Raw genomic sequence first — 18,218 nt, forward strand, 5'->3', positions numbered from 1 at the left:
CTCCCATTCGGCAACATTCGAAATGGATCGTTTTATCGCCGATTCCATTTTATCACAGCGATTTTGCGCGGGGAACGTTCAATCCAGCAGCTTGGCGCGCTCTCTGTCGGCGGGCATCGCCGCTTCGCCTCTCGACGGCGAGCGGAAGCCGATTTTGATATCGGGCAGTCCGGTCACGTGTTCGAGCGCTTGTAAAATCATTTTCAAATACCGGCGGTACAACCAATCTTTCTGAAATGGGCTGCCGCAATGGATGACAAGCAGCCCGTCCTCCACGGTCGCCTTCGTCCCGCGTATCCATGTGTTGTAGCTGGGCCATGTAATTTTCGTTTTCAGGATGGCCTTTACGTGGTTCCACACTTGCTCCGCATCCAGCGCCCCCGGGGCGGCGGGCGGTTCCGTTTCAGCGGCAGCCGGCTCCGGCTCCGGCGTTTTGTTCGTCGCGCTGTCCGCGCCTCCGTCCCCGCGTTTTTTCGCGACAAGTCCGAGCAATACATCGGTCGGCACGCCGAGCAGAAGCGCCAATTGCGCGAATGTCGGCAAATCCGGCAGCGAGACGCCCCGCTCCCATTTCGATACCGCCTGATGCGTCACCCCCAGCCGTTCGGCCAGCTCCGTCTGGGTCATGCCTCCGTTTTTCCGCAATTCGGCTATTTGGGCGCCGATGTGCCGCATATCGATCATCGTCGTTCATCCTTTCGCTTATCGTCCGTTTGGATTAGCTTTACGATAGCACAATGGGGGCGGATTTTCATGAAACCGTTCGTTGGATTTGGTTTGCTTCCCCGGGCTCGTGATGCAACCTGCCGTTGCAGAGGCCCATTGTCGTTCCGCAAAGGATGCCGACGCACAGCCATAGTCCCCCCGCCCGCCTACGTCGTCGAAATGATGTCTCTTAATTGACGGTGCCGGTAGCGCTTGCTATGCTGAAGGCGAAATCGTACGCAGCTTTTTTCGAACTCGCGATCTACCGTAGCGCAGGAGCGGGAAGGGGGCGGGATTGCACGGAAAGTCGGCTGCCGGGAGCGGCCGGTCTGACATTGCGACTGTAATTTGAAAGCGTTATCACAAAATGAAAACGTTGTCAAATTGTTCCTGTTGTTGCCCTTGTTTACGTCCTTACATCCATGTCTCGGAAATCGGAGAAACGCCCTGTCCGCAACGGATGGGTGATAAGCGAAAAAAGGGGACTGATGCGTATGAAACGATGGAAAACGATCGCCGGCTCGGCCGCGCTCCTGTCGGTATTTACCGCAGCATGCGGCTCCGCCGGCACGCCGAGCGGCGGCGCGAAACAACCGCCGGTCGCCGAAGCGGTTCCGAAGCCGGCTTCCGAGCCGGTCGAGCTCGTCTTTTTCCATGCCGGCGGCGACTGGAACCAGGAAGGCTACTTCATGAAAGAGTACGGCGACTTGATCCGCGCCAAATTTCCGCACGTCACTCCGAAGTTCATACCGACCACGAGCGGATCGCTCGACAAGCTGGTCGCTTCCGGCCAGCAGCTCGACATTATCGTCAGCTCGGTCGGCACCGCCTTTACGACCGTGTTTCCCGCCGGCCTGCAAACCGATCTCGATCCTTACGTGAAAAAATATAAGTTCGACGTAGGCCGTTTCGAGCCGACCAGCATCGACATGATGCGCCAAATGGGCGAAGGCAAGCTGTACGGGCTGCCGCTGTACACGTCGCCGGCTCCGATCTATTACAATAAAGACATTTTCGATCTGTTCGGGGTCGGATACCCGACGGACACGATGACGTGGGACCAGCTGTACGAAACGGCGAAAAAGCTGACCCGCCGGGAGGGCGGTCAGTCCTATTACGGCTTGGCCATTTCCCCGAGCCATTATTTGCTGCGCCATCAATCGACGCTCCAGCTCGTCGATCCGGTCACGTTGAAAGTGACGCTGAACACCGATCAGACGAAGGCGGCGATGGAAAATTTGCTCCGCTTCTATCAGCTTCCCGGCTACGAGCCGAACGCGACCAAGCTGTCCGTTTCCGGGCAGCGGCAGCTGTTCCAGAAAGACCATACGGCCGCCATGTGGCTCCCGTTCAGCACGATGCATACCGCCGAAGAGCTGGAAGGGATGAACTGGGACGTCGCCGCGGCGCCGACCTGGAAAGACAAACCCGGCGTCGGGGCGCAAGTGTACCCGTATCACCTGTACTTGGCAAGCAACGGCAAATATAAAGACCAGTCGTTCGAGGTCATCCAATATTTGCTGTCCGACGAATTCCAGCTGGCGAAATCGAAAAAAGCGCTGTTCGTTTCGCTGCTGAAAAGCGAAGCGATCCGCAGCGCATTCGGCCAGGACGCGCCGATGTACAAAGGCAAGCATATTCAGGCGATGATGCCCGGCAAGCCGGCTGCGCCGTCGGCGCAAAGCAAATATTTCAGCGCCTCGACGTCCCGCCTCGCGACGACGGTCGTTCAGGACGTCGTGCTGAAGGGCAAAGATCTCAACACCGCTCTCCGGGAAGCGGAGGAGGCGATCGTCAAGCAGATCGAGGCGGACAAAAACAAATGAGCCGACGTACTGCAGCCGGTTTCGCAAGCTTTCGCATGTAAACCAGAGCCGATCCTTCACGCCGCGCTGCGCCGAAGGATCGGCTCTACTTTTTTGTACGTCGGGAACTCTAGCAATTCGGTCGCTTGTCCCTTTCGAAACAAACATAGCTGCATATAGTAGCAGTAGCCATTCGAAAGGAGGAGATCTTTGTGGCCATTAATATAGTAAATAAAATCCAAAACCCGGGCTTCGAAACCGGAACATTCGCCAACTGGTCCGTCAGCAACGCAGCGATCGATGCCGCTCACAGCCATTCGGGAAATTTCAGCGCACGATTGACGGGCGGAGCCGTTGACGCTTTCGTCTCGCAAACGTTCTCCGTTAACCCGGGCGAAAATTTTGAAATAAACGTAGCGCTGGCAAAGCTGGGAGCGGCGGCAAGTCCTACGGTCGGGATTTCCGTTTTTTATTTTAACGCTGCATTGTCGTTCCTTGGAACCGGCTTGAATACGTTCGTCCCTTCCAGCCGTCTTCCCGACAATAACGAGGACGATTGGATCGAGCTTGCTCTAGTTACTACGCCGGCGCCCGCCAATGCTGCCGTAGGGCAACTAACCGTCTTCAAATCTTCTTTGGCCGGAAGCGCGGATGTTTTGGTGGACGACGTTTCGCTGTTATTGTTCGAAGGAGCGTCGACGCCAACGCCGTCGCCCGATCCCTGCTTCCAAGATATGAGGACGACGCTGCAGCAGCTTCAAGGAAAGCTGATTTCGGTCACGCTCGCGGGCTGCTGCGACGACAGTTTGTTCGGGCGCGTATTACGTGTCGACGACGGAAAAATGATTTTGGTCGGTACGTTAGGGACGCGCATACTTCCGATTTGTTCGATCAGTTCCGTCGATTACGGACCTTTTGCTTATGTCGCCAATTCGTCCGCCGATACGGTTACGGTCATTAATACCGCCACCAATACGGTCGTCGGTTTAATCCCGGTCGGCAATAATCCCGTAGATATAGCGATTACGCCCGACGGAACGCGGGCTTATGTCACGAACTTCCTCGGCGGCTCCGTCTCGGTCATTAATACCGACACCAACACGGTCATCGGTACGGTCTTTGTTTTGTTCCTGCCTCAAGGGATTGCGATTACGCCGGACGGGACGCGGGCCTATGTCGCAAATACCGGCAGCGATGCAGTTTCGGTGATCGACATTGCCACTAACACGGTTATAGGCGCTCCGATTCCGGTTGGGGACGCTCCGACGAAGGTAGCCATTACGCCCGACGGGACACGGGTTTATGTCACCAACGCCGGCAGCGATTCGGTTTCGGTGATCGATACCGCCACCAACTCGGTCGTCGGCGCTCCGATTCCGGTCGGGGACGGCCCTCAAGGAATCGCGATTATGCCGAACGGAGCGCGGGCTTATGTGGCAAATGCCAACAGCGATACGATCTCGGTGATCGATATCGCCACCAATACGGTTATTGCGACGATTCCGACTTTGGATAATCCTCAAGGGGTCGCGATTACGCCGGACGGGAGATTCGCTCTCGTCACAAATGCCGGAACCGACACGGTCTCCATATTCGATACGTCCACCCAATTGCGCGTCTTTCCTCTTGCGACTATCGTTGGCGATAACCCTATAGGGATCGCGATTACGCCCGACGGGAGCCGGGCCTATGTCGCGAATTTCCTCGACGGTAACGTCTCGGTAATCGATATTACGACCAACACGGTCACCGGCACGGTCCCGGTCGGAGGCGGTCCTCAAGGGGTCGCGATTACGCCGCTCACGATATAAGCTCAAGAGGGAGGACGATTCCATTGAAAAGAGCGGACATCATCGCTTTGATTCAGAATGAATTAAAGGAAAATCCGCATGCCGCAAGCATCGAGATCGCCAAAAAACACCGAATTCCCGTCACCATGGTCGAAGTATTTAGAAGAAAGCTAGCAAAAAACTCATGAAACGCCCTGGCGGCATTTCATAAAACAAGAGCCGTTCCTCCGCATCGCCTTGCGCGGAAGAACGGTTCTCTTTGTTTTTAAGCCCTCTGCGCTATCCCTTCAACGCGCCGACCATGACGCCTTTGACGAAATATTTTTGCAGGAACGGGTACACGCACAAGATCGGAATGGTGGCGACCATAATCGTCGCGTATTTGATCGTTTCCCCGATCTGGAACCGATCGCCGGCGTCGGAGCCCTGCGCCATGCTGTCGGTCGAGTTCGCGATCAAGATTTCGCGCAGCGTCAGCTGCAGCGGGAACAGAGCGCGGTCCTGAATGAAGATCGAGGCGTAAAACCAGCCGTTCCATTTCTCGACCGCGTAGTACAAAATCATGACGGCGATGACGGGCATCGACAGCGGGACGATAATTTTGAACAGGATCGTGAAATGGTTCGCCCCGTCCATTTTCGCCGATTCCTCCAGACTTTCCGGTACGGCCATGAAGGCGGTGCGCATAATGATCAGGTTGAACGTATTGATCGAGAACGGGATGATCGTCGCCCACAGCGAATCGATCAAGCCGACGTTTTTGACGATCAGATAGAGCGGTATAAGTCCTCCGCTGAAAAACATCGTGATGACGATAATGAACATGAACGCTTTGTTCCACAGCACGTTGCGGCGCGACAGCACGTACGCGCCGAGCGACGTCATGAGCAGGTTGACCGTCACCCCGGCGACGAGGATGAACAGCGTGTTCCGGTAGCCGGTCAAGATGGCCGGATTTTGAAACACGCTGCGGTACGCCTCCAGGTCGAAGCCCAGCGGTCCCCACAGCAGTCCTTTATGCTCGATCAACCGGCTCGCGTCGCTGACGGAAGCGAACGCGACGTGCAGCAGCGGATACAGCGTTACGACGACCAGCGCTATCAAGACGCCGTATACGACGACGTCGAGCAAACGGTCCGACAAGCCGCTCCGTTTCGCCATCGGCCTCCCCTCCTTCGGCTACCATAGGCTGTTTTCGCTCACTTTCCGGCTCATGTAGTTGGCGGCGACGAGCAGCAGCAAGTTGAATACGGAATTGAACAGGCCGACCGCCGAGCTGTAGCTCCATACGAACTCGAGCAGCCCTTTCCGGTAAACGAACGACGAGATGACGTCGGCCGTATCGTAGATGGCCGGGTTGTACAGCAAAATGATTTTCTCGAAGCCGACGTTCAGCATGTTGCCCATCCGCAAAATGAACATGATCGTAATCGTCGGCATAATGCCCGGCAGCGTAATGTGCCAAATTTGCTTCAACCGGCTGGCGCCGTCGATCCGGGCCGCCTCGTACTGCTCCTGGTCGATGCTCATGAGCGCGGCGATGTAAATGATCGATTCCCAGCCGATTCGTTGCCATATTTCCGACAGCACGTATATGCTGCGGAACAGCTCCGGCTTTTGCAGCATCGCCAGCCCGTCGTAGCCGAAAACCGTCAGCGCCGAATTGATGATGCCGCCGCTGTTCGTGAAATCTTTGACCATGCCGCATATGACGACGAGCGAGATAAAATACGGCATGTAGGTGACGGTTTGAACGAACCGCTTGAACGCGCGGCGGCGCACTTCGTTGATGAGCAGCGCCAGCACGATCGGAGCCGGAAATTCGAACAGCAGCGTCAGCAGGCTGATGACGAGCGTATTTTTCAGGATGCGCCAAAAATAAAAGCTGCCGAAAAAATCGCGAAAATGCGCCAGTCCGACCCATTCGCTGCCCATTACGCCCTTCATCGGACTGTAATCCTTGAAGGCGATCGTCGCTCCGTACATCGGCGCGTAATGAAATACGGCGTAATACGCCAGCACCGGAATCATCATCAAATACAAATATTTGTTCAGCGCGAAATCGCGGACGAAGCGGCGTTTCCAGTCCGGCGTTCGTTGCGGGGCCGCCTTGGCGGGTCGGGCTTGCAGCGTCTTGTCCATCAGCGGACCTCCCTTCTGCCTTCCTGGCTCACCGCTTGTTGTACCGCTCGAGCGCCGCCTTCTGAATCTCGATCGCCCGGTCCAGCTTCAGCGACTTCATCTTGTCGACGTACTTCTCGAAGCTGTCGAGCGGCTCCGTGCCGAGAATGAGCTTCAGCGTCATCTCGTCGACGAGCGTATCGATGTCGGTCATAATTTTCGCGTATTCCGAGCTTTCCTCCTGGGTCGGCGTAATCGGCGGCAGCTGATGCTTCTCCATGTCCGTCTTCTGCCAAATGCCGACCGCCTCGCGCTGCTCGGGCAAAGCCAAATATTGCTCGATGTACCGTTTGTCCTGCACGAACGGACCGTTGTAGTTGCTGCGGAAATACATCGACATCGCCTGGGCCGGCGCGAGCTTATCCGGGTTGTTCATGATGAGGTCGGTATATTTCGGGTAACCGTTTTCCATCTTGTAGCTGACGCCTTCCGTGCCGAAATTGAAAAACATATGCCCTTCCTCGCTGTAGCCGTAGTCGAGCAGCTTCGCGGCCAGCTCGGGATTTTTGGACTTTGCGGTAATGGCGACCATGCCGCCTTGCGTAAACGGCTGATCCCGCTGCCCGAACTTCGGCGTGTCGCCCTTCTTCAGCACCGGATACGGCGCGGCGACGAGCTTCGCCTTCGGATCTTTCGCCGTGACGAGCGGCTGCCATTTGCCGATGCCGCCGCCGGCATTGCCGACCGTCGCGCCGGTCGCGCCCGAGGCGATATTGGCGTCGAGCGCCTTCGTATCGACGTTGGCGATATTTTTGTCGAGCAATCCGTCCGCGTACCAGCTGCGGAACAGCGCAAGGAAGTCTTTGAACCCTTTCTCCGCCGGGCCGAATTTGATCTGGCCGTTTTCCAAATAAAACCCGCGGGTAACGCCGAAAGCTCCGGCGAACGCCCCCGCATTGAAATCGTTCAGCACCCTCGGCTTGCTGTTGACGGAAAACGGAGCGGCCGCGCCCTTCTTCTCCTTGAACGCCTTCAGCATCGCCGTCCATTCGTCGATCGTCGTCGGGAGGGGCAGCCCGAGCTCGTCGAGCCAGTCTTTGCGGACGATCGGCCCTTGGAACACCATCAGGCTGGCGTCGCCGCGGATGAATGGAAACACGTAGTAGCTGCCGTTGTCGGTTTTGATCATTTTGTCGACTTCGGGATGCTCCTTCAAATACTTTTTCAAATTCGGCGCGTGCTTGTCGATCAGGTCGTTCAGCTTCAAAATGTACCCGTCCTTGATCGCCTTCTCCGGCCCGCCCGGAAACGAGACGAAGTTATACTCGATCATGTCCGGAAGGTTGCCCGACGCCAGCATGACGTTGAGCGCCTCTTTCGCCTGATTGACCGGAGCGGTCGTAAATTTGAGCGGAACGCCGGTTTTTTTCTGCCATTCCTGAAAAAACGGCACTTCGCCGTGCGCCGCCTTCACCCCGGTCAAGTTGCCGGGCAGCTCGGCCCAATACGTAAGCATCTGATCCGTTTTGATCGGATACGTCGTGGACGACGCGCCTGACGACGCGCCCGGCTTGGCCGAATCGGACGGCGACGAGCCGCCGTTCGGAGAGCTTCCCGAGCCCGAGCAGGCGGCGACGACGGCGCCCATCATCGCGGTTGCCGCGAGGGCGGGTACGAGCTTGAATCGTTTTTGTCTCATCGCGAACAAGACCTCCTTGTACTTCCGGTGTGACCGGAACGCTTCGAGAACGTTCTCGTACCTCCACTTTATGACACCGCTTACAATCGGAATATCGGCAATTTCTCGAATCGGATCGGCAAAAACGGCGGCCGCCATCTTCAAAACGTACAATCGCATCTTCAAAATGTTCGCGGCCGGCACGAAGGGCGCCTTATTACGCTTTCGGCAGCAAGCTTTCCTTGTACGCTCCGGGCGTTACGCCTTCGACTTTTTTGAAAATGCGGATAAACGCGTTCACATCGTGGAAGCCGACCCGGCCGGCCACGTCGGAGACGCTCTTGTTCCCGCTGCCGATGACGCGCTTCGCCTGCGATACGCGTTCGCGGTTGATGCGGTCGAGCAGCCCTTCGCCCGTCTGCTCCTTGTACAGCTTCGAAATATAGGCCGGCTTCAGCCCGAAGTGCGCGCCGATCATCGTAATGTTCAAGTTCGGGTCGTCGTACCGGTCGGCGATAAACGCCGATACCCGCGCCGCCAGCTCCCTATAGGCGTGACTGCGGGATTCCTCCATATGCCGTCGCCGCTTCTCGCCCGTATATTCGCACACGGCCTGCAGCAAGTCGGTCATCTGCCCCCGCATGTCGGCGATCGTCTCGCACGCGGTCAGCCGTTCGATCCGCTTCGCCCGCTGGAACAGCTGCAGGTCCGCGCCCCCGCCCATCTCGCTGACGCACTTGATCAGCGTGCCGAGCAGATCGAATACGAGACAACGGGCTACCGGAGCGGGCAACACGTGAGACTCGAAGTTGCGCGCGATCAGCTCGCCCAGCAGCCGTTCGGCGTTCGGGAAATGGCCGGCCTTGACGCAGTTGATCAGCTGCTGCTCCACCTCCAGCGGATAATAGTAGCCTTCGTCCGAATCGGAGGCTGCGGAGTTGACGATATCGTCGTACGATAAAATTTCGCTGTCGCCCATGACGAGCTTGTATTCCATCGCGTCGAGCGCCTCCGTATACGCCTGCGGAATCCCCCGGAGCGTACGATGGATCGAGCTGAGCGATACCGACAGCCGGACGCGGAATTTCGCTTTCATGAAGCTGCGCACCTCGCGGGCGATCCATTGCAGCTCCCGCCGGCGCTGCTCGGGGTTCGCCGAGGCGAAATTGATCAGGCACGCGAGCGACCCGCCAACCTCCGCGACGTAGCCGCGATGGCGGGCGGAAGCGAGCTCCTCGGTAACGTTCGTCACGATAAAATGAAGCAGCTTCAGCTTATCCGGATGCTCGCCGGGCAGTCCGTCCGTAAATTCGCTTTCGTCGGCGTACAGCAGCATGACGGCGAAGTCGTCCGACTCGAAGCGCATATCGAACGCCGCGAGCGACTCGCTGACCGGAATATGCGCATCCGTCCGGCCCTGCAGCAATCTGGCGATGAAGTGGGCACGGACGATCGAATGCTGCTGCTTCACGCTTCTCCGCAGCCGGTCGATCTCGCCCAGCGTGCTGACGAGCGCTTCCTGAATGAAGCGGAATTCGTTATAGCCGCGCTCGTTTCGCTTCGGCTCCTCGGGCTTGGCGGCGAGAGACTGTACGATCGAGCGCACGGGATTGTACTGGCGGCGCGCGAATACGTAGGTGAGAATGCCGCCCCCCAGAATGCTGACGGCGATGCTCAAATAGGTAAACGCGCGCACCTGCTGCGCCTTCTCCCAAAAAATGCCGCTTGGAATGAGCGTGACATACTTGAGGTTCGTATCGGCGGATCTGATGACCGATACTTCGAAGCGGCGCTCCCCGTCCTGCCAAAACGTCGGCTTGTCGCCCGTCATCCCGGCGAGCGGCAGCCCGGCCAGCATCGATTCGTCCAAGCTCGAGACGAGCAGTTCGTTTTTCTCGTTATAGATCGCCACGTGGCCTTTATTGAACAGCTCCATCTTGTCGACGGCCCCGATGATGCGCGACCGATCGATCATGACGATGTTGGTGCCGACGGGCAGCCCGTTATCGTACGGATGGGCGGCAACGTAAGCGACCGTTTTGGTCGGTACGCCGTCTTCGGTAATCCGCACGGACGGAATGAAGCCCGGCGAACCGCCGCTCTCGACGAGCCACTTCCAGCTTTCGAAGGGAAGCGCTTGATCGGCGTGCAGCAGTTGATAGCCGAACGCGGCTTCGCGGTACAGGTTCGGCAGGAGCATCAGCTTTTCTTTGGCCAAATAAATGTAGAACAAGTCGATTTGCGGGAACGACGTTTTGTACACGTTCAAATCCTGCGTAATTTGATACAAGTCGTAGTAAAAATCGTTCGGGTAATTCAAATATTTGTTGGAATATAGAAGCTGCCTTACTTTGAGGTTCCAGCCCAGCTCGAAGCTGAGCCGCTTCATGTCCGCGAACCGGCCGTCCATGACGCTGCGGAATTGCTCCAGCAAGGAGTCGTTGGCTTCGTGAATTTCGTTTTCCAGCATGCGGCTCGATTGGAAGTAAACGACGATGCTGATGAGGATGGGGAACAGCAGGACGACGGCGTACGACAGCAGCCACGTGACCAGCACGCTTTTCGAATTGATGCGGAATTTCGATTTCGGCATAACATCCCCTCCGCAAAATCGGTGCGATTGTACCATTATATTACCGCTACATGAAAGCGTGTACAAGAAGGAGAGGCTGGAAGCGAAAAGCTTGGTAATCGCCGGCCGCCGTGTGATAAAATGAGGAATAGGAAAAAAAAGAGGCCGGCCGGAATCGTCCGTCGACCTCGTCTCCTTACTTGATTTTATTCGCTTCGATATGTTTGTTGATCGCTTCTTCGGCTTCCCGCAAAATCGAGTTGATGTCTTTTTCCCCTTTCACGACCGGTTCGATCAGGCTCGCCATGTGACCTTCGGCGAACGAGTCGTATTTGCTGACCGGCAGCGCTTTCGCCGGTTTGGACAAAAAGGCGGCTTTCAAATGCTTGCCCTGCGCATAAGGCAAATTGCTCCCGAACACATCCTCGACGGTTTTGCCCGTCAGCACCGGGAACCGTCCGTTTTTGGCGATCTCCGTCTGCACTTCGTCGGACAATACGGCGGTAATGACCTGGAACGCCTGCTCTTTATGCTTGCTCTGCGCGGTCACATGGAGTATCCATTCGTCGACCTGCATGCCGGTATCTTTCAGCTCGGGAAAGGACGGGTACTGCGCCATATCCCAATTCAAATTTTGCGCTTCCTTGAAATTCGGCAAATAATTGACGGAAGCCAGCATCGCCAGCGTCCGGTCTTTCACGAACTGATTATAGCCCGTTCCCGCCAGCCCGATCTTGTTGTTTCCGGGGATGTCGTAAATGCTCTTGAGAAGCCCGAACACCTTCTTCCAGTTATCGTTGTTGACCGTCGCTTTTTCCGCGGCGGGATCGATAAATCCGTAAGACAATACGGAGGCGACGCGGGTCGATTTATCCGGCTCGAGGCCGCGGTACTGGACGCCGCCCTCGTATCTCGTCACTTTTTTCGCCAGCTCGCGCGTTTCTTCCCAGGTCATGCCGTCCTTCGGATACGCCACGCCGAATTTATCGAAAATGTCTTTGTTGTAGTACAGCGCGCTGAAATGCATCGTCCACGGAAGGCCGATCAGCTGATTTTGCCGGCTGGCCGTTTTGACCGACTCGACGGCGATTTGGTTATAGCGGGACATGTCGAATTGAAACGATTTGATCAGCGGCTCGATATTGTGCTCCAGGCCGGTTCCGAGAAACCGGTACATGATCGGCGAGGCGGTCATTACCAAGTCCGGCACCGTCCCGCCGGCGATGATTTTGTCGAGGGCGAACTCCGGCTTCGTCATGTCGATGGCTTCCAGCGTAATATGGGGATAGCGCTTACGCACCGGCTCCTCGAAATATTTTTGAAATTCGTCCGGTCCCAGCCAGCCCATGTTGATCGCGAATTTCAGCGTTACGGGCTCGGTGGAAACGGTTACTTGACGGTCCTTCTCGCCGCCTGCGGGCCCCTGCCCCGTCTGGCTTCCGCAGGAAGCCGTCAGCAACGCCGCCAAAGCCGTGCAAATCCAGTACATTCCGCTCCTTTTGTTCATGCGAACTCCCTCCATCGAATTCGAACGGGGTTATCCCTTCCTTCAGCATAACGGATGCGGAACGACCAAGTATGCCACATTTTCGGCGAACCTGCCACATTTTCGGAAGCAGGAGGCGATTTGCCTTGACCTTCTATCCGGCAAGCAAACAGTTGAACGCTTACGCCGCGTTGAACAAACGGTGCCCGCTCATCCTCACCGTGAACGAAGTGAAGCGGCATTTTCCGGCGCACCGGCACGACTTTCTCGAATGTTCCCTCGTCATCGGCGGCGAAGGCTACGAGCTGATCAACGGCGACAAGCATCCGATGAAGCCCGGAACGTTCACGTTTTTGCTGCCCTACCATGTGCACGAAATTTTCACCGTATCGGAGCAGCCGCTGCGCTTGTATAACTGCATGTTCGATCCGAATGTGCTGTTCCGGTCGTCGGAGACGGGAGCCGGGCTCAAAGATTTGCTGTTCGCGAAACCCGGTTTGCCGCCGTCGGTTCATCTGAGCGACGAACATTTCGGGAAGCTGGCGGGCATTCTGGACGAAATGATGCGCGAATACGACGGGGACGACGCATGGCGAAACGATATGCTTCGGCTGAAGCTGGCGGAAGTTCTCATTCGTTTCGACCGGATCCGAAGAGCGAAGAAGACGGCTCGGTCCGCGGACGATTCCGCGGGCGGCGGATCGGTATGGCCGATCGTTCGCCACATTTATTTGCATTATCGCGAACCGATGTCGCTGTCCGAGCTGGCCGAATTGTTCGGGATGAGTCCGTCCCATTTGAGCGAAGAAATCAAGAAGCATCTCGGCATCACGTTCGTCCGCTTTCTTCACGAGATCCGGATTCATCATGCCTGCAGCCTGCTCGCGTCGACGAACATTCGCGAATACGACATCGCGCTCGAGGTCGGTTTCGGTTCGTACAAGACGTTTTCCAGATTGTTCCGAGAATTGAAGGGCGTGACCCCGAGTGATTACCGGAGAAACCGTTTGGCGGGGAGCGGACGCTAAGCTTAATCGCGGTAACAAAAAAGGCCCGTCCCCCGGGCGCTAGCAAACCCGGTTGGACGGCCTTTTACATCATCGAAAGGCTTCGATACGAAGCTTTTCTTATTTTTTGGTGGAAGCGTACCAGTCGTTGGCGGCTTTGATCATGTCGTCTCCGCCGTCCGCTTTCCATTGGGCGAGGAACTTGTCGTAGTTGCTGAGCGGTTCCGCGCCGGTCAAAAACTTGATGAACGTATCTTCCATCAGCTTGTTGAGCTTTTGCGCGTTTTTGGCGATCGCATCCATCGGAGGCGCGAAGGCGAGCGGGTCGACGACGGTGCTGCCTTTGGCGTTGTCCTGGATTTTCGTATACACCTCGGTCAGAAGCGGATCTTTGCGTACGCGCGCTTGCCAGTAGATCGGATAGTTTTTCTCGTCGACGCCGGTCAGGAAGCTGCTGCCGTTGTTCAGGTCGTCGTTGAATTTCGGCAAAATCGGAACGTAGTTGCCGTTTTCCACTTTATGATGCACGCCTTCTTCGCCGATCGAGGCGCCTTTGTGAATGTTTTTATCCAGCTTCAGATCCAAGTATTTGATGATTTCTTCTTTGTTTTCGGCCCATTTCGGGATGGCGGCGTAGAAGCTGATGCCGGCGGTGCCTACTGCGGCGGATTTACCGTTGTCGCCTTTAAGCAGCGGCAAAATGCCGACTTTGCCGTTCGGGAAGTTTTTCGTCAAAGCGTTCGAAATCGTCGGCGCGTTATACCAGCCGTTCAACATCATGGCCGCTTTGCCGCTCGTGAAGTTTTCGATCACTTTGTTCGATTGGTTGATGGACCATTCCGGATCGATCAGCTTCTCGTCGTACAGCTTTTTCATGAACGCCAGGTATTCTTTGATCGCCGGGCTTTCGACCATATGGGTTATTTTTCCATTCGATTCGACCCAGTTGGTCGTGAGGCCGAACGTCGTGGCGATCTGCTCGACCATCGGGCTTTTGCCGCCGGTAAGCGGAATGACGTTTTTCTTTTCTTTGATCGTCTTGAGCATGTTGTAAAACTCGTCGCGCGTCGTCGGCGCTTTCAGGCCGAGCTCATCCATCCAGTCTTGACGGACGAACATGCCCATGTTGACTACGACGCCGGAACCGGTTTGCGGAATGCCGTACGTTTTGCCGTTCAGCTTCGCGCCGTTCCACGACTTTTCGCTGATGACGCTTTTCAGGTTCGTACCGTACTTGTTCACCAGCTCGTCGATCGGCTCGAGCGCGCCGGCTGCGGCCAGCTTCGAATATTGCGTCGCGTTCAAAATCATGAACGAGTACGGCTCTTTGTTCGCCATAAGCAGGTTCAGCTTCTCGTCGAAGTTTTCGACCGGCAGCATATCGTACGTCACTTTGTATCCGGTCTTCTCGTTCAAATATTTGGCGGTAAATTCCGCGTTCGGGTCGAAACGGCCGTACTGGATCAACGCCTTGAACTCCGGCTTCGGCTTGTTGGCATCCGTTTGCTTGTTGTCCGTCGGAGCCGCGGAGCCTCCCTGCGTTTTGCCGTCGCCTCCGTTGCCGCAGGCGGCTACCGCCAAAGCGAGCGTGGCGATCGATACTGCCGACATTGTCTTTTTGAACATGGTTGAACCTCCCTTTAGCTGTGCAAATCATGAAACGATCGGGTCGTGCTTCGTAATGATGCAGCATCGCAAATAGCCATCCGTTTTTCCGCACCACCACCTTTCAGTCCTCGCGGTCAGCCTTTCACGGAGCCGACGAGCACGCCTTTGACGAAATATTTTTGCAGGAACGGGTAGACTAGCAAAATCGGCAGCGTAGCCAAAATGATCGAGGCCGCCTGAATCGCCTGAGGCGACGTATTCATTGCCGCGTCGACGTTGATGTCCTGTCCGGCCCGCAAAAACGTGTCGCTGGAGGAGACGAACAGCTCCTTCAAGTACAGCTGCAGCGGCTTCAGATGAGCCGAGTTGATGTAAATGAGCGAAGCGAAGTAGTCGTTCCAGAATTGAACCGCGAAAAACAGCGCGATCGTCGCCAGTACCGGCAGCGAGAGCGGCAGCATGATCCGCCACAGGATCGTCAGGTTGCCGGCGCCGTCCAGCTTCGCCGATTCTTCGAGCGCGTCCGGCAAGCTCTCGAAATAGTTTTTGATAATGAGCATGTTGTATACGCTCACCATCGCCGGCAGGAACAGCACCGGCAGTTTGTCGATCAGGTGAAGCTGCTGCATGAGCAGGTACGTCGGAATGAGACCGCCGCTGAACAGCATCGTGAAAATGTACATCAGGATAAAAAATTTGCGACCGCGAAGGCGCGGCTTCGACAGCGGATACGCGGCGAGCGTCGTCATGAACAACGAAAGCAGCGTCCCGCATATCGTTACCGTGAGCGATACTTTGAACGCGTTCATAAACATCGAATTTTGCACGACGTATTTGTATGTGCCGACCTGAAAATCGATCGGCCAAAACGTTACGATGCCGGAAACGACCGCCGCCTCGCTGCTGAACGATTTGGCGATCAGGTTGATGAACGGAAAAATGGTCGTCAGTCCGAGAAGGACGAAGAAGACGTAATTGAATACGGTAAATGCTTTTTCCCCGGCGGACGTTCGAATGCCGCGGGATTTTACTTTCACACGCGCGCCGCTTACGGCGTTATCGGCGTTCATGGCAAATCCCCCTTTCTCGCTACGCTTACCATATCCCCTGCTTCAGGAATTTGCGGCTCAAATAGTTGCCCGACATGATCAGGATGAAGCCTACGACCGAATCGAAAAGGCCGACGGCCGTCGAGAAGCTGTAGTCCTGGTCGCCGAGACCGATCCGGTACACGTACGTGCCGATGACGTCGGATACGTTGTAGACGCTCGGGTTGTACATGACGAGAATTTGCTCCGTCCCGGCTTCCAAAATATGGCCGAGGCGCAAAATGAACATAAGCATGATGATCGGAATGAGACCCGGCAGCGTCACGTGCAGCGTCTGCTTCCATTTGCTCGCGCCGTCGATCCGGGCCGCCTCGTACAGCTGCGGGTCGATGCTCGTGAGCGCCGCCAAATAAACGATCGTGCTCCAGCCGGTCTCCTTCCATCCGGCCGAGAAAACGAGCACCGAGCGGAATATGTCGCTGTCGAGGAAGAAGCGGATCGGCTCGCCGCCGAGCGCGACGATGATTTTGTTCACGATGCCGCCGTTCGTCGACAAAATGTCGATAAACAGGCCGCTGACGATAACCCACGACAAGAAGTGGGGCAAATAAATGACCGTTTGGATGCCGCGCTTGAACAGCATGTTTTTCAGCTCGTTCAGCATGATGGCGATAATGATCGGCAGCGGAAACAAGAAAATGAGCTTGTATAACGAAATAATGAGCGTGTTCTGGAACACGTGAATGAAGCTGTCGTTCGCGAACAGCTTCTCGAAATGCTTCCATCCGACCCACGGGCTGGCGGCCAGTCCGTCGAAAATGTTGAAGTCTTTGAATGCGATGACAATGCCGTACATCGGCGTGTACTTGAACAGCAATATGAACGCGATTCCGGGAATCAGCGCCAAATATAAGTCCCAGTCTTTGCGTATATCCGACCATAGCGTTTGAAAATAAGTTTTCTGTGCTCTCGGTGCGGGACCGGTGCCTTCGGTCATTGCCGGCTTCATCTTATCGTCCCCCTTCGAACCGATCGGCGGCGGCGCTTCGCGAAAGGCGCTTCCGTCGGTCATTATGTCTCGTATACTAGCATAGCAAACGGCGGCGCGATCTGTACCGGACTACTTTTACGTGTTTTGGTACTTTCGTGACAACGTTGCTGAGCCTTCCGGCAGGGGGGCGGGCGGCGGCGGAAAAAACGTTCCGGACAAGCGTTTGCGGCTATCCGCTCTCGCGCCGAGCCATGCGCGGAAGCGTCAAAAAGCCCGGATTCGAAAATCCGGGCCCGCTTTTTGCGCGTAATTTCGACTTCGCTCGACAGTCTCGCCGCCGCCATTTCCCGCCTTTATACGTAGGGCGGGGACCACGCCTTTTTGCGCCAGCCGAGCCGATCGTCGACGACGCGCAAATCGCGGTCCAGCCGGACGACGACCCCGAACGGCAGCTTGCGGTTATACCAAAATCTCACATCGCTCCAGACGACCTCGTAGCCGTCCTTGATTTCGCTCCACGATACGTGAACCCGCTGCGCGAATCCGAGAAACGCGCGGACGCCGTCCGTCCCCATCGTCGCCCGGATCACCTCGTTGCTCGCTTCCTTCGGATACGTTTCTTCCAGCGTAATGGCGCCCCGTACGATTTTCCCGAAAAGGAAGCGATCCTCCGTCTCCACGACGAAGCTCCACTTGTACCAGAGAACATCCGGCAACACGTGATAAATGCCTTCTGCGTTCAGGCGGCGCTTTACGTTACGCAGCTGCACGGAATGATGCCAGGCGCGCCATCCGATATAGGCGAAGCTCAGCGCATAAACCAAGACGAACACGTTGGCGGGGTCGGCCCCCCATACGAACCACAGCAGAAGCCCGCCGATATGAATCGCGAACAAGAACGGCTCGAAGATGGAGAGTACGTCCAGATGCATCCATTTGTTGTGAATGGGCCGCATGCATTGCACGCCGTAGGCGTTCAACAGGTCGAGACCGACGTGAAGCACGGTCGCGATCAAGCTCCACGCATACAGATGCGGCAGCCATTCCGGCGACCGGCAAGCCAGGGCGATAGGTACGGAGAGGAGCAGCGGCCAAATAAAGAGCGCCGGGATCGAATGCGTGATGCCCCGATGAAAGCGGATATAGTGGGAGAAGCCTTTCAGACGAAATAAGGAGTCGAGATCGGGGGCGTTCGAGCCGGCCAAAGTGCCGATCAGAACCGCTTGCGCCAGCTCCGGATTTTGCGCGACGGCCGGATCGACGTAAGCGAGACCGGCCAGCGTCAAGCCGATGGCCAAATGACTTCCGGTGTCCATTTCGTTCATCCTCCTCGTTTGCTTATGCCGAAGCGGCCCGCTTTCGCTTGCCGCGATTTCATTGTAACGGGGAAGGATCAACGCAAATTG

At 56.3% G+C, this 18,218-nt stretch carries 14 protein-coding genes and 1 pseudogene; 5 read left to right on the forward strand and 10 right to left on the reverse strand.

Annotation, left to right across the window (positions count from 1 at the left end; translation table 11 throughout):
• Positions 1-78: 78 nt before the first annotated feature.
• Positions 79-684, reverse strand: coding sequence for a helix-turn-helix domain-containing protein (locus tag PV407_RS17070; protein ID WP_332091129.1), 606 nt, complete (start codon positions 682-684; stop codon positions 79-81).
• 515 nt (positions 685-1,199) lie between these two features.
• Here PV407_RS17070 and PV407_RS17075 point away from each other — a divergent pair.
• From PV407_RS17075 to PV407_RS17085, 4 genes and pseudogenes are all read left to right on the forward strand, one after another.
• Positions 1,200-2,531, forward strand: coding sequence for an ABC transporter substrate-binding protein (locus tag PV407_RS17075; RefSeq protein WP_332091130.1), 1,332 nt, complete (start codon positions 1,200-1,202; stop codon positions 2,529-2,531).
• A 191-nt stretch (positions 2,532-2,722) separates the two neighbouring features.
• A pseudogene (locus tag PV407_RS29585) lies at positions 2,723-3,178 on the forward strand (NTTRR-F1 domain); the annotation flags it as partial.
• A gap of 174 nt (positions 3,179-3,352) precedes the next feature.
• On the forward strand, positions 3,353-4,321 hold the full coding sequence (locus tag PV407_RS17080; RefSeq protein ID WP_332091131.1) for a beta-propeller fold lactonase family protein: 969 nt from the start codon (positions 3,353-3,355) through the stop codon (positions 4,319-4,321).
• Between the two features lie 23 nt (positions 4,322-4,344).
• Positions 4,345-4,488 carry a hypothetical protein gene (locus PV407_RS17085; protein ID WP_332091132.1) on the forward strand — a complete coding sequence of 48 codons (144 nt, stop codon included), beginning with the start codon at positions 4,345-4,347 and terminating at the stop codon, positions 4,486-4,488.
• Positions 4,489-4,579: 91 nt separating this feature from the next.
• Here the strand turns inward: PV407_RS17085 and PV407_RS17090 are convergent, their stop codons facing one another.
• The 5 genes from PV407_RS17090 to PV407_RS17110 all read right to left on the reverse strand — a co-directional run bounded on the left by PV407_RS17090 (position 4,580) and on the right by PV407_RS17110 (position 12,178).
• A complete protein-coding gene (locus PV407_RS17090; protein ID WP_332091133.1) occupies positions 4,580-5,461 on the reverse strand; it encodes a carbohydrate ABC transporter permease in 882 nt (293 codons plus the stop codon).
• An 18-nt stretch (positions 5,462-5,479) separates the two neighbouring features.
• Complete coding sequence (locus PV407_RS17095; protein ID WP_442951672.1) at positions 5,480-6,442, reverse strand: ABC transporter permease; 963 nt, start codon at positions 6,440-6,442, stop codon at positions 5,480-5,482.
• A 28-nt stretch (positions 6,443-6,470) separates the two neighbouring features.
• Positions 6,471-8,120, reverse strand: coding sequence for an extracellular solute-binding protein (locus tag PV407_RS17100; protein WP_332091134.1), 1,650 nt, complete (start codon positions 8,118-8,120; stop codon positions 6,471-6,473).
• 196 nt (positions 8,121-8,316) lie between these two features.
• A complete protein-coding gene (locus tag PV407_RS17105) occupies positions 8,317-10,692 on the reverse strand; it encodes a helix-turn-helix domain-containing protein (RefSeq protein WP_332091135.1) in 2,376 nt (791 codons plus the stop codon).
• A 175-nt stretch (positions 10,693-10,867) separates the two neighbouring features.
• Positions 10,868-12,178, reverse strand: a complete 1,311-nt coding sequence (locus PV407_RS17110) for an ABC transporter substrate-binding protein (RefSeq protein WP_332091136.1) — start codon at positions 12,176-12,178, stop codon at positions 10,868-10,870.
• A gap of 125 nt (positions 12,179-12,303) precedes the next feature.
• On the opposite strand from PV407_RS17110, the gene PV407_RS17115 reads away from it, so the two are divergent.
• Positions 12,304-13,185 (forward strand): AraC family transcriptional regulator, encoded by an 882-nt coding sequence (locus tag PV407_RS17115; RefSeq protein ID WP_332091137.1) that lies wholly within the window; start codon positions 12,304-12,306, stop codon positions 13,183-13,185.
• Between the two features lie 99 nt (positions 13,186-13,284).
• Here PV407_RS17115 and PV407_RS17120 read toward each other — a convergent pair whose 3' ends face one another.
• The 4 genes from PV407_RS17120 to PV407_RS17135 form a co-directional block, all read right to left on the reverse strand.
• Positions 13,285-14,790 carry an ABC transporter substrate-binding protein gene (locus PV407_RS17120; RefSeq protein ID WP_332091138.1) on the reverse strand — a complete coding sequence of 502 codons (1,506 nt, stop codon included), beginning with the start codon at positions 14,788-14,790 and terminating at the stop codon, positions 13,285-13,287.
• A 116-nt stretch (positions 14,791-14,906) separates the two neighbouring features.
• Complete coding sequence (locus tag PV407_RS17125) at positions 14,907-15,842, reverse strand: carbohydrate ABC transporter permease (RefSeq protein ID WP_332091139.1); 936 nt, start codon at positions 15,840-15,842, stop codon at positions 14,907-14,909.
• 25 nt (positions 15,843-15,867) lie between these two features.
• Complete coding sequence (locus PV407_RS17130; protein WP_442951676.1) at positions 15,868-16,818, reverse strand: ABC transporter permease; 951 nt, start codon at positions 16,816-16,818, stop codon at positions 15,868-15,870.
• A gap of 347 nt (positions 16,819-17,165) precedes the next feature.
• Entirely contained in the window at positions 17,166-18,128 is a 963-nt protein-coding gene (locus PV407_RS17135) for a metal-dependent hydrolase (protein WP_332091141.1), read from the reverse strand.
• Positions 18,129-18,218 lie beyond the last annotated feature (90 nt).

The organism is Paenibacillus sp. GYB003 (assembly GCF_036577625.1).
Taxonomy (GTDB): domain Bacteria; phylum Bacillota; class Bacilli; order Paenibacillales; family NBRC-103111; genus Paenibacillus_AB.